The sequence below is a fragment of the Alteromonas ponticola genome (assembly GCF_012911815.1).
Taxonomy (GTDB): Bacteria; Pseudomonadota; Gammaproteobacteria; order Enterobacterales; family Alteromonadaceae; genus Alteromonas; species Alteromonas ponticola.
Genome location: NZ_JAATNW010000010.1, coordinates 1 through 12,855, shown reverse-complemented (window position 1 = coordinate 12,855; position 12,855 = coordinate 1). Strand labels below are relative to the sequence as shown.

The window sequence follows — 12,855 nt, the reverse complement described above, 5'->3', positions numbered from 1 at the left end:
TATGTTGAATAAAAAACTAACTACACTTGTTGCCTCTGCTTTGATTGTCAGTGGTTGTGCGAAGGCAAAAATGGACCAGGCCGCACAGTCTGACAAAGCGGTTGAAACATTGCCTAATGTGGTCTTTATTTTGGCAGACGATGTGGGTTACGGCGATTTAGGTGCCTATGGCGGAAAAATGCCTACACCGAATATCGATAAGTTGGCAGAACAGGGCATGCGCTTTAGCGATGCCCATTCTCCGGCAGCCCTATGTGCGCCCTCGCGCTTTAGTTATATGACAGGCAGCTACCCTTATCGAAACGGTCGTGCGGGAGGAAGCTGGGATGTTAATTTTAGTTCGGGCTTTAGCTATAACGGCGACAAGACAAAAGCAGGAAAGCACCTGACTGTTGGCGATATTATGCAGCAGGCAGGTTATAAAACTGCATTTTTCGGCAAGATGCATTTGGGCGGCACTGTGTATGACAAAGACGGTAACGTCATCCGTGAAAAGAATAAGTTAAACACAATGGACTTTTCTCGCGGTGTTGACGATACGCTAAATCAACATGGTTTCGACTACTCGTTTGGGTTGCAAAGTGGTATCCAGCATGAACCCTATGCTTATTTTGAGAATGGCAAGTATGTACCCGTTGACCCTGAAAAGCCTGCGGATAACCGTTCCACTCACCTGGTAACAGATGGTTTTTACCGGGTTAGCGACAATGGGTTGTCAGAAATTGTAGAAGCGCCAAAGGGCAACCCAGCACGTGCTGACGTTGACTATGACTCAAGCCAGTCAGGGATTATTCTGACCTCAAAAGCATTGGATTTCATTGACGATCACACGGCCCAAACTGAAGCCGAGGGCACCGAACAACCTTTCATGTTGTATTTTGCTTCACAGGCGATACATGTTCCTCATACCGCACCTTTCGACTTTGATGGAGACCCTTCTACAATTGATGAGCAAGTCAAAGACAAAACGGGTGCTATTACCTCAGATGTGCTTTATGAACTCGACCTTCAAGTGGGTAAAATTATCGCTAAACTTGAAGAGAAGGGCATTGCTGACAATACTTTGATCATCTTTACCAGCGACAACGGTGCACTCTGGCCGAGAATTACGCATTATGGTGATCCTGCCCACGATAACAATGGACCGTTGCGGGATTATAAAGCCAGTGTGTATGAAGGCGGCCACCGGGTGCCCTTCATTGCCAAGTGGGGTGATGGCACAGAGGCAGGCTCTTTTATCAAACCTGGTAGTCAGTCAGACCAATTAATTGTAGGGCATGACTGGGTAGCTACAATGTATGAGCTGACTGGACAAGCGATGCAGGAAGATCAAGCTATGGACAGTGTTTCATTGATGCCTGTGTTAACTGGCAAGCATCCAGAAAATAAGCCGTTACGTGAATTTGTGCTTTATCAGGCAGGGTTTTCTCAGGTGGGTGCTATTCGCGAAGGCAGCCTGGTGTTAGTTGTAGATGAACATAACGAAGCGACTGAACTGTATGACCTGGCAACTGATCTTGAGCAACAGAACAATCTGATCGATAACCAACGCTATCAATCAGAAATCACGCGATTAAAAGCGAAATTTCTGCGTTATAACGATCATGATAACAATACGCTGGATGAACCCCGTACAACCGCGGTTTACAAAAACAAGATTTAAAAATAAAAATAAGAGGAATCGCTGTGAATGCTCAAACAATGAATAACGATGCAGAATCCAATCCCGGATATCGTCGGACGATTTTGCGTAATACTATCGTCGTCGCGTTAGCCGGATTGCTTTTCGGTTACGACACTGGCGTGATTGGTGGTAGTCAGCTTTATTTTACTGAGTATTTTCAGCTCAGTCCGGGTCAGCAGGGATGGGCCGTAAGCAGCGCAATCTGGGGCTGCCTTTTTGGCGCAATGATCGCGGGCATTCTCACCAAAGGCATCAGTCGTAAATACACGTTAATCCTTTCTGGTTTTTTATTTTCAATTTCAGCCTGGGGGTCGGGTGTTGCCGACTCCCTGGATATGCTGGTGATATACCGAATCATAGGCGGGGTCGGTGTGGGAATCGCATCTATGGCTGCCCCTATGTATATTGCAGAAATTTCACCTCCAAAAGAGCGGGGACGCATGGTGTCGCTGTATCAGCTTGCCATCGTAACCGGCTTTTTCGTGGTATTTCTTTCAACCTATTTTATTGGTGGCGGAAACACCGAAGGGCTATCACCTGAGAATATTGCACAGTTACATCATCACAATGTCGAGCAAGGCTGGCGCATCATGTTGTGGTCTGAATTGCTGCCGGCCTTAGCGTTTTTTATATTGCTGTTTTTCGTCCCCCACAGCCCGCGGTGGTTGATGATGAAAGGAAGGGAAGATGAAGCACGGGTAGTATTGCGTAAATTGACTGAAACCGCTGATGATGCCGAATCTGAACTGAATGATATTCGCATATCATTGTCGGACACATCGCGTCACCACCGTCCTTCATTGCTAACACGAAACATGTTGTTCGTGCTCTTCCTGGGCGTGATGCTATCTGTATTTCAACAGGTTACAGGTATCAATGCGATTTTGTACTATGGCGCGGAAATCTTCAGTAATGCGCTGGGATACGGTCCTGAAGACGCCCTGAAACAGCAGCTCTGGCTGGGCGCGGTAAATTTCGCCTTTACCTTTGTTGCTATTTTCACGGTCGATCGCTGGGGGCGTAAACCGCTGTTGATTACAGGTACTCTGGGGATGTTGTTGGGCTTGATGACCTTGGGGCTGACCATATACACAGGACAAATGGGCGTGATATCGCTGATTGCCATACTGACATTTATCGGTTCGTTTGCACTTTCCATGGGGCCGGTAGTGTGGGTAATGTTGTCTGAAATTTTCCCGAACTCCGTGCGAAGTGTCGCCATGTCGATTGCGGTGGCAGCACAATGGCTATTTAATGCCATTGTTGCCAATAGCTTTCCGTTGGTGAATGGCAGTCAATTAAATAACGAACAATTCAATGGTGCTTTGCCATACTTTATTTTTGCCGGCTTCTGCGTACTGACTATCTTCTTTGTCTGGCGATTTATCCCGGAAACCAAGGGATTAACCTTAGAAGAGATGGAAAACGTTTGGGTTAAAAATAAAAAGTCTTCTTCCTGATTACATTTCAACTTACAAGGTGTCCGAATAGGTCTTATTGCTACGTGATGGGGCGTGTTCGGACTTTTTTCTATGAGCATAAAAAATTTCTGTTTTATTTTACTGTTGGTTACCTTACAGGTAAGCGCTGCGTCTTCAGCACGTCAAATCCATTCGCTTAATGCTGGCTGGGAATTTATTTTATCTGAAAATAACGCCCCATTAACTGAGTCGACCCTGGGGTGGAAAAACGTATCAGTACCCCACACCTGGAATAATGCTGATCCCTTTACTGAAGGCCAGGATTACCATCGCGGAATGGGCTGGTACCGAAAGACACTATCGTTTACGCCGCAAAAGCAAAAACGATATTTACTGCGTTTCGAGGGCGTAAATCAGGTGGCCCAGGTGTATCTAAACGGGCAGAAACTGGCTACGCACAAAGGGGGGTATACTGCCTTTGTTGTCGATATCACCCCACATTTGAAGAGCGGTTCAGATAACCAGTTATTAATTAGCGTAGATAATCGACACGATGCCAATATTCCACCGTTGAAAGGCGATTTTAACTTTTACGGCGGAATATACCGTGATGTGTGGCTTGAAGTACTCAACCAGGTCCACTTTGATGGAGGGGAATACGCCTCTTCCGGTGTTTATGTGACAACGCCTGAAGTGAGTGCCGATGAAGCGTCAATTTCTGCACAAGTTCACATGCACAATCACGGTCAGGAACGACAAGCGAAATTGGTTAACCGACTCCTCGCTCCTGACGGGGAACAAGTATTTATTCACGAACAGGCACTTTCGCTGCAAGCAGGTCTAAATAAAGTCGATCTCACCTTGCCTGAAGTTGCGAAGCCCAAACTTTGGCACCCGGACCATCCTCACCTTTACACATTAGAAAGTGAAGTTTATCTCAATGATGAGAAACTGTTCGACAAACTAAGCACGCCGATAGGTTTCCGCTGGTTTAAATTTGACGGCAAAAAAGGCTTCATCTTAAACGGTGAGCAATTGAAATTAATTGGGGTTAATCGGCATCAGGATTTTGCCGGGTTAGGTAATGCTTTATCAAACAGCCAGCACCAAGATGATATAAAACTGATCAAATCATCTGGCAGTAATTTTTTACGCACTGCACATTATCCGCAAGATCCGGCGTTACTCGATGCTGCAGACCAACAAGGGTTGGTAGTAACAATGGAAATACCCTTGGATCACGATATCACTGATAGCGAAGACTTCTATCAGAATAGTATTCGCATGCAACGGGAAATGATCCATCAACACTTCAATCGCCCAAGTGTCGTTATCTGGGCTTATATGAATGAAATGCTGTTGGGGCGAAATTGGCAACGGGATAAGCCTCTCATAATGAAAATTACCGAGTTTGCTAAGGTTTTGGAAAAGGTTACCCGAGAAGCAGACCCCAGCCGTTACACCATGATCCCGAATCACGGTGATTTCGAGTTGTACAAAAAATCGGGCTTACTTGATATTCCTATGATTGTCGGGTGGAACCTGTATTACGGCTGGTACGAAAAAGACATCGATGGGTTAGGGGACTTTTTCGACAACTACCATGCGCATTATCCCGATACGCCGACGTTAATCACCGAATACGGTGCCGGATCGGATCCGCGGATCCGCTCGCTCGACCCGGTACGCTTTGATTTTTCAATAGAATGGCAAAATGAGTTCATGCAGCAAAACCTTAAACAGATTCAGCAAAGACCGTTTGTTGCCGGCAGTGCCGTGTGGAATATGTTTGATTTCGGCTCACAGGGGCGCAACGATGCCGTGCCTTTTATTAATAGCAAAGGGTTGATGACGTTCGATCGAAAGCCGAAGGACAGTTTTTATTTATTTGAAAGCTGGGCCAATAAAGAGACAATCCTGCATATCGGCTCAAAAAACTGGGTGGATAGAGTAAGCCAGCCTGCTCCCGGCGATGATGATGTGGTCTCCCAGACATTCCCGGTTTACAGCAATTCAGAAAAAGTAACACTTTATCTGAATGGCAGGTCACTGGGTGAAAAGCGTATACAGGATCATCAGGCTATATGGAATGTGCCTCTGGCTGAAGGTAAAAACTATCTGCGCGCCGTGACGGAAACCGCAGGTAAGAAATATAGCGATGAAGCAGTCATTAACATGGAATTGCTTAGCCGTGATGACTTTGCTGCGGAGGAATTCGAAGGCGTATTCATTAACAGTGGTAGCCCTTTCTATTTTTTTGATGAGAATGAAAACCGCCATTGGTTACCTGATGAGCCATATCAGCAAGGTCGTTGGGGCGTTACAGGAGGGGAAATTCTCATGACCCGGGATCGGGGAGTGGGCACGGATAAGAATATTCTTGATACATCCAATGAACCTGTTTTTCAAACGCAGCGTCAGGGTGAATTTGAATACCAGTTTGATATACCGGCTGGGCAATACACCGTGACCTTTTATCTGGCCAACCTTACTCATAACAATAGTGAGGAGATGACTATTTCAGCGAATGGCTCCGTCCTATTTTCAGGACATATTTCAGAATTTACAAAAAATACCGTCGCCTTTGAGAAGCAATTTACTGTAAAAGCCGGACAGGATGGATTGAAGCTTACCTTTTCTGGTGATGCAGCAATCAATGGTATAGCGCTTAACAAACTTGGCTCAAGTTGAGATGAGAGGGACTATTATGTTGCGTAGTTTAATGTTATCTACGGCATTACTTTTAATCACACTATTGGCAACGTCTGAAACGGTTGCAGAAGACTACTCAGCGTATTCATTTGAAACCTACGACGCGCCTTCCGGACAATTACTTTATAGGAAGTTGCTACCCACGGACTTTGATCCAAATAAAAAATATCCTTTAGTGGTGTTTCTGCATGGCGCAGGCGAAAGGGGAGCCAGTAATCAAAAACAATTAACCCACGGCGGTGAGTTGTTTTTGGACAAGCGCGAATCATTTCCGGCCATCGTCGTTTTTCCACAAATACCTGAGCAAGAATACTGGGCATCGATTGATGCTGATCGATCAAAGAAACCCTATACTTTTGAGTTTCCTTATCGCGGTAAAGATGCGGTTGAGCCGACGGCTGCAATGACGCGATTATTGTCATTTTTGGACCATTTGCAGGACGAAGCATATGTTGATAACAGCCGTATTTACATTGGCGGATTATCGATGGGCGGAATGGGCACGTTAGAGATATTAGCCAGACGGCCAAATATGTTTGCCGCCGCCTTTGCTATCTGTGGTGGCGCTGACCCCGCGCTGGCAAACGTCTACCGAGAGGAATTGCCACTGTGGTTTTTCCACGGCGCAAAGGATGACATCGTAGAGTATAAGTATTCGCGTCAGTTGGCAGATGCCATGTCCAAAAGAGGGCAGCAGGTGAAGTATACACTCTACCCCGAGGCTAACCACAATAGTTGGGATCCCGCTTTAGCAGAGCCAGATTTACTCTCGTGGTTATTTGCGCAACAATTAGGAACCGATTAAGAATCAAAAATTAAAACAGCGTGACGGATAACAACCTAACTTCAATCTCAACACTAACCTCTCATCCGCATTTTGTGACGTGGTGATTAACAAAAATGGTCTTTGATTTTATATCCGTCACGTTGTTTCCAGTCCTGTTTTTGTTGCTACTGGGCTGGTTACTGTTTCACTATAAAATGCTCAACGAAGGATTCGTCGAGTCTGGCGCAAAAATCGTTTTCAATCTTGCACTTCCGGCACTGCTGTTTTTTTCAATTAGCCAGGCCGATTTTGGCAGCACATTCGATACGAAGTTGCTGGTAATTGGTGTAGTTGGTACAGTCGCGTATTTTTTGCTACTAACACTGTTTAGTCACTTCATAGTCAGCGATGTTAATGCTCGAGGCGTCGTTATCCAGGGTGGATTTCGGGCTAACATGGGAATTATTGGTTTAGCCTATTGTGTCAATTATTATGGTAGCGACGGCCTGGCTGCAGCCTCGATTTACCTCGGGGGTATCACCATTGCATATAACGTGTTATCCGTTTTTATTTTGGATTTTTACAGAGACGGCCAAAGTTCGATACGACAAATCATCAAAAGTGTGGCGACAAACCCATTGATTATTGGCATTCTTCTCGCTGTTCCTTTCAACTATTTCCAAATACCTCTACCACAATTAGTACTTAAGACGGGTGAATATCTTACTCAGCTAACCTTACCCTTAGCGTTAATTTGCACGGGGGCCTCACTGCAACTTCGCTCATTTACCCAAAATGGCTTCAACATTGTTATCAGTACCATAAGTAAGTGTCTGATCTACCCCGCATTCATGGTATTGATTACTTACCTCGCGGGTGGTAGTGGAATGAGCCTGGGGATTGTTCTCCTTCTAACCGTGGCCCCCAGTGCGACGGTTACCTATGTCATGGCACGAAACATGGGCGGCGACCACAGGCTTGCTGCGAGCATCATCACCGTCACTACGCTGATATCCGCGCCAGTTACTTTATTCGCATTCGGTTTGTTGAGTTCAATGGGATTGATTTAACTGCTTTCACTGGTATCGGTAACTCGAAGACAACTTGAAGTGGGAAGGACTCTGCTTCTACTTTAAGTATATAGAAAAACTCGTCCTTATTTCATTACGTGTTTTGAAAATTGACGATGAACCTAATCATGTTCCAGTGTAACAAAGCATGCTTCGCGAGACCCTCAATGAGCTGACATAATGGAAACGGTTAACATAACCCGAGTTGGCTGCAAACGTTAAATATCAATGTAAATAATTAGGGGAGGTTTGCACAATTAGGTGGTAAAACTCACTACATCCAAGGTCTTTTTAATAGGCACAAATGACACCTTTAGTAAGCCTTTTGCGCACTAGACACTTTATAATTTTATAATTGCATAAACTTTGAGGTGTTTGCATGAGCGGAGAGCGCTACCCCGAAGAATTTAAAATTCAGGCCGTCGAGCAAGTTATCAAGCAAGGTCATTCACTAATGTCTGTCGCGGAACGATTAGGTGTCAGCTACAAATCATTGTCAGATTGGGTTAAACGATACGACAAGCCAGCGAGCCAATGAAAAAAAGATGACGATCAGGCTGCTTCACCGCGTAGACTCAGAGCAAAATTAAAACGAGTTGCGCAGGAACGAGACCTATTGAAGAAAGCCGCTGTAGGTTGCAGGGGAGCCAAAGAAAAGGACGCGTTCGTAAGGGAGCGGCTCCCGCGTTACCCGATTAAAACCATGTGTTATGTGTTCAACATAGAGCGCTGTGGCTTTTATGCGTGGCTGAAACAGCCGTCGAGTGCGAAAGCGAAAGACGACAACCGCTTACTGGGTAAAAGTACACAGTTTTGGCTGGAAAGCGGTTGTACCTATGTTTATCGCAATATTACGATTGATTTAAAAAGTGTTGGTGAAACCTGCGGCAAGCCCGTGCAGATATCTTCGACTATATTGAAGGCTTCTACAATCCAAGAAGAAACCATGGTGCAAATGGAGGACTACCTCCAATAGAATATAAAGAACAGTACTATTAGCAGCTTAAAGATATCTAGATTGCTGGGGTCTTACCACGTAGCACCATTACGGTTAACTATTTTTGGCGAAACATTTATACCTTGTTGCTATGCCGATTACTTTTCTTACAAAGACCAACAGCCTCTAGCGAACATGACTATCTCACTATAGTAGTTCGCGCACTCACTTAAGCCTTCTGGCTAGAAGACTCTCGGTTACCACTTCCAACTTCCCATTTACTACGCAGCTTCATCATTTTTAGTTACAGATTTCGGCCGTGCAACGGATGAGTTTAACTCCCAAAAATACTGGTGAGAATCGTACTGGAGAGAATTTAAGTCCATGCCTGTCATATTATTGGGATCTTTCACTTCAAAAACCCCTTCAGAATACGATTTTAGAGGAATAAAATTGGTTTTGCCGCTTACAAAATAAGATGTAAAGTCGTGTTCTATCGAGATAGATAGTGGATAAGAAAGTCCATCATCGGGCATTGATGCCTTATTGACCGCGAGAACCACATCGAGATCACTACCTGGCTTTACGCCATGTTCTGAAATCAAGTAACTTTTCACCTGAAAATAGAAAGCATTCCAACCACCTGGCATGCACTTATCAGAATTGAAATATTTTACAGCCCAAGTAATCAGCGGGAAATCTCCTGGATTTTCAGTGGCTTTCTCCAATAACCTTCTCAAAAATGTTGATGCTTGGACACCATATTCCCATTGCAAAAAACGAATAATGTAACGAAGCAAACCGTATCCGTCAGCCATTACATAAGTTTGATAGAATGCCTTCATATACTTCAAATCGTCCTCTGAAAAGCTAAAACTTGAAATCACAAAATTTTGTTGATCTACTTTTATTTTATACTTTTCAATATAGTCAGGATCGGCCATGGGACTATTAGGCAAAAGTTGAGTAGGGTATGCTTTTACAGTCACATCCATATCTATATAATGTTGTATATCTTTTTCAAACGCAGAAACGGTTATTCCTGGAAGCCCAATCATCAGGTCTGTTGAAAGAGGTAATTTTTGTTCAGCAAAAATTGCTGACAACTCATCATACCTCTCTGTCTTAATATTTTTTCTGTTAATAACTTCCAACGTTTTTTCATCAGTAGTTTGAATAGATATAATTCCTTGACTAATTATTCCACCTTCATTGAAGATTTTAATAATATCTACAAGTCGTTTATTCGAATTTTTTGTATAATTAACAACAACTTCTTTTGGGTATCCATACTTTCGCTTTGTAGCAACAATATGTTCAGAAATTTCGATATCGCGCTCATACATTCCATAATTTGCATCTGCAATCCAGATTACCTTTATCTTGTTATTACCAATCCAGGTAATCTCATCTAAAACTCTGGATAAATCAAATTTTCTGATTTTTTGATTTGTCGCTGAACCCCAATCACAAAATGTGCAGCCGTAAGGACATCCTCTATTGGATTCAATAATTGCAGCTTCTACCCTACCGCCATAATTATTAAAGGTGCCGCTTAAATAAGGTGAAGGAATTGCGTCGGGATATTTCATTCTCACTCTAGATTCGGTACGAATAATCTTATTTGACAATGCGTCACGGAACGTTATTCCCTGAACTTGACTCATTTTAAATGAATCAAAACCACTAGAACTATTTCTGGAATAGCTTAAAACATCAAAAATCTCAGTTATTGTTACTTCACCTTCTCCATGCACAGATATACTAACCGACTGATTTTCATTCATAAATTTTTCAGACGCACGTTCATAATCTGGTGTGCTAGGCCCACCATGAATCGTTATATTTTTAGGGTCATGCTTAAAAATTGCTTCGCTTATTTGCAGATTAAGTTCGATTGACCACATATAATTTGAAAATAGCCAGACTCCCCTTCCAAACTTTTTATATGGTCCATTTAAAAGCTCACCAGGTCCTAGATATTGCAAAGGTACCAGCAAAAAATGCTCAAGCAAATTTCCGTTTTCGTGTGAGGCTAGCGCATTAAATAATACACCTAATGCCAAGGGTAAATGATTTTCCATATGCGGAACAAAATAAACCGGTGTTCTTCCATCAGGTTTAATATTTTTCCAATCAATTTCTTCTGGTTTTTGTCCTTCTTCACTTTCCACAATAAATGGTTTACTAGCATCACTTGAAGTTAGCGATTGGGTTTCCACTATTTTTTTTACTAACAACCCCGCTTCAATCAGTTTCAGGATTGAAGATTTGCAATCGACCATATCGTTAATCTGGATATCGTCAATTGCTTGCTGGGTTGTTTTCCCACCCTGAAATGAAAATAAAATTGCTACATCAATATCACTTATTTGAAAGAATGAATCGTGTTTAGCTGACCATGTAACAAATCCATTATTGGTTAGTTCAATACTATGATTGTTGCTTAAATAGAAATTCTCTTCTGGCAACGTAGCGTTTTCAGCCACATTTGGTAACGCTAATATAGTTAATGTATTGCTATCTAAGTTAGGCTTAATTGCTGGCGCTAATGTCATAAATCGATTTGACACATCCGAATACCCTAATTTAGGTGCAATTACTTTTGTCAACGGGTTGGCTGTTACATAATCTGTGACTTTGTCAATATCGTGCGATGAGCGCAGTGCTGCGTAAATAAGAGGTAAATCCAGAAGCGTTAATTTTATTGGTTTAAGTTGGCCAGAAACGTTGGCAAGCATAAAACAAAAATTTCTAGATATGATTGAATAACCATGACCAACAGACAAATTAAGCATATGTAGTAGAGTTAAATTACAGTTTCGGAGAAGTTAACATTCCCCGCGATATATTGCAAAACTGGCCCGTCCTTTGTTACGTGAGTACCAGGGCAACCGCATTCTTTTAACCAAAAGTTAGTTCTGTTCGGTAATCACCCCCCCAATCAGCCATCTTAAGCTTACTTCGCATTCGGTTTATTGAGTTCGCTGGGGTTGATTTAACTGCTTTACCGTATCCATCACTTCTTTATGCATAAAACGGGTTTCTACTCCTCCCTCACAGTTTATTGACTCAAGTCTGTCGTCCAGACGTTGACAGTAAGCGAGGAACCTGGCGTGCCCCAGAATGCCCCGGACACCGGCGGAACTAAATGAGGCAATCGGCTAACTGCTACTGCAATATGATGAGCGCCTACCAGACATCCATGGGTTGGGTCAAAACCCTTCCACCCGGCCCCGGGAATGAATACTTCAGCCCATGCGTGAGTGGTCTCAGGCAGATCGCCAGAAGACTCGGTGTGAACGTAACCGCTAACAAATCTCGCTGCAAACCCAAGGTGACGGACAACATCAATGTACAGGCTGGCTAAATCTCTGCACGATCCTTTTTTGGTATTGAGGGTAATATACGAACTTTGTACACCCTCATCATCTCTTTTGATGTAGTGAATAAATTTGTAGATTTGTTGGTTTAATAGCAAAAGAAGTTCAAATGTCTGATTAGCCTGGCCTTGCACTAAAATATGTTTTATCCAATTATCTAATTGGTCATTATTGTCTGTGTTCTTAGCGCGCAAGTAAGGCTTTAACGTAATGCGGTCTTCCTTCAGATATTCAAATGGATAAGTCACAGCATAATCTGAAATTAAAAAATCATGTGGCGACACATCATATTTTTGGATAACCGTCGTGCTTTCTATCATTAAACGAGCAGTGGGGGCAGTAAAGGTAGCTATCGCAACTGAGCTGCTTTCCACGTCACGGTGCCATCTGAGCTCCGCGTGCGGACTGATTTTCAGATCAAATGATTCAATCTGTTGATCATGGTCTTCACGGGGTCTTAGCCGGAGCGTATGATCCTGTAACTGAACAGGGGTTGCATATTCATACACCGTTTGATGCAAAACTTTAAACCGTTTCATCCGCGGTATCCCCTATAATAGCTACCACTCAAATATAATCCCACTAGATATATATTAGTCTAGGTACGCATGATTGTTAGTATGAATCGACACAGTGTGGAAAAAACTGTAGTTCGATGAGTTTTTCAATTTCTAAGCAAAGATAAATAATACAAAATCATTAAGAAGCGATACCATCACTTCAGACACAAAAAAACCGACTTTCGTCGGTTTGTGGGCTCTTCATCATTAACGGGGGACACCCGCATTCATTAAACTGATTTTGCGAAGAATCATTTAATGGAGAATACAAGTGTCCCACGCAGGTACTATTTTAGGCATATCTGAACTAGAAATCGAACGT

Annotated in this window: 9 protein-coding genes; 7 read left to right on the top strand and 2 right to left on the bottom strand. The window is 43.1% G+C overall.

What is annotated here, in order from left to right:
- The first annotated feature begins 1 nt into the window (after position 1).
- The 7 genes from HCJ96_RS15765 (at position 2) to HCJ96_RS16575 (ending at position 8,652) form a co-directional block, all read left to right on the top strand.
- Complete coding sequence (locus HCJ96_RS15765) at positions 2-1,663, top strand: sulfatase family protein (RefSeq protein ID WP_169212050.1); 1,662 nt, start codon at positions 2-4, stop codon at positions 1,661-1,663.
- 23 nt (positions 1,664-1,686) lie between these two features.
- Positions 1,687-3,144: a sugar porter family MFS transporter gene (locus HCJ96_RS15760; RefSeq protein ID WP_211162861.1), complete on the top strand. Its 1,458-nt coding sequence runs from the start codon at positions 1,687-1,689 to the stop codon at positions 3,142-3,144.
- Between the two features lie 72 nt (positions 3,145-3,216).
- Positions 3,217-5,796, top strand: a complete 2,580-nt coding sequence (locus tag HCJ96_RS15755; RefSeq protein WP_169212049.1) for a glycoside hydrolase family 2 TIM barrel-domain containing protein — start codon at positions 3,217-3,219, stop codon at positions 5,794-5,796.
- Positions 5,797-5,812: 16 nt separating this feature from the next.
- Complete coding sequence (locus HCJ96_RS15750; protein ID WP_211162860.1) at positions 5,813-6,622, top strand: carboxylesterase family protein; 810 nt, start codon at positions 5,813-5,815, stop codon at positions 6,620-6,622.
- A gap of 95 nt (positions 6,623-6,717) precedes the next feature.
- On the top strand, positions 6,718-7,653 hold the full coding sequence (locus tag HCJ96_RS15745) for an AEC family transporter (protein ID WP_169212048.1): 936 nt from the start codon (positions 6,718-6,720) through the stop codon (positions 7,651-7,653).
- 379 nt (positions 7,654-8,032) lie between these two features.
- On the top strand, positions 8,033-8,191 hold the full coding sequence (locus HCJ96_RS15740) for a transposase (RefSeq protein ID WP_169212047.1): 159 nt from the start codon (positions 8,033-8,035) through the stop codon (positions 8,189-8,191).
- Between the two features lie 344 nt (positions 8,192-8,535).
- The gene (locus HCJ96_RS16575; protein ID WP_169212101.1) at positions 8,536-8,652 is read left to right on the top strand and encodes an IS3 family transposase; all 117 of its coding nucleotides are present in this window, start codon (positions 8,536-8,538) and stop codon (positions 8,650-8,652) included.
- 219 nt (positions 8,653-8,871) lie between these two features.
- On the opposite strand, the gene HCJ96_RS15730 is transcribed toward HCJ96_RS16575, so the two are convergent.
- Both HCJ96_RS15730 and HCJ96_RS15725 read right to left on the bottom strand, forming a co-directional pair.
- On the bottom strand, positions 8,872-11,331 hold the full coding sequence (locus HCJ96_RS15730; RefSeq protein WP_169212046.1) for a B12-binding domain-containing radical SAM protein: 2,460 nt from the start codon (positions 11,329-11,331) through the stop codon (positions 8,872-8,874).
- 323 nt (positions 11,332-11,654) lie between these two features.
- A complete protein-coding gene (locus HCJ96_RS15725; RefSeq protein ID WP_169212045.1) occupies positions 11,655-12,512 on the bottom strand; it encodes a transglutaminase family protein in 858 nt (285 codons plus the stop codon).
- Positions 12,513-12,855 lie beyond the last annotated feature (343 nt).

Excerpts from the sequence above, each read along its gene's own strand:
- HCJ96_RS15740 (WP_169212047.1), top strand. The coding sequence starts at position 8,033 with ATGAGCGGAGAGCGCTACCCCGAAGAATTTAAAATTCAGGCCGTCGAG.
- HCJ96_RS15725 (WP_169212045.1), bottom strand. The coding sequence starts at position 12,512 with ATGAAACGGTTTAAAGTTTTGCATCAAACGGTGTATGAATATGCAACC.
- HCJ96_RS15745 (WP_169212048.1), top strand. The coding sequence starts at position 6,718 with ATGGTCTTTGATTTTATATCCGTCACGTTGTTTCCAGTCCTGTTTTTG.
- HCJ96_RS15765 (WP_169212050.1), top strand. The coding sequence starts at position 2 with ATGTTGAATAAAAAACTAACTACACTTGTTGCCTCTGCTTTGATTGTC.
- HCJ96_RS15755 (WP_169212049.1), top strand. The coding sequence starts at position 3,217 with ATGAGCATAAAAAATTTCTGTTTTATTTTACTGTTGGTTACCTTACAG.
- HCJ96_RS15730 (WP_169212046.1), bottom strand. The coding sequence starts at position 11,331 with ATGCTTGCCAACGTTTCTGGCCAACTTAAACCAATAAAATTAACGCTT.
- HCJ96_RS15750 (WP_211162860.1), top strand. The coding sequence starts at position 5,813 with ATGTTGCGTAGTTTAATGTTATCTACGGCATTACTTTTAATCACACTA.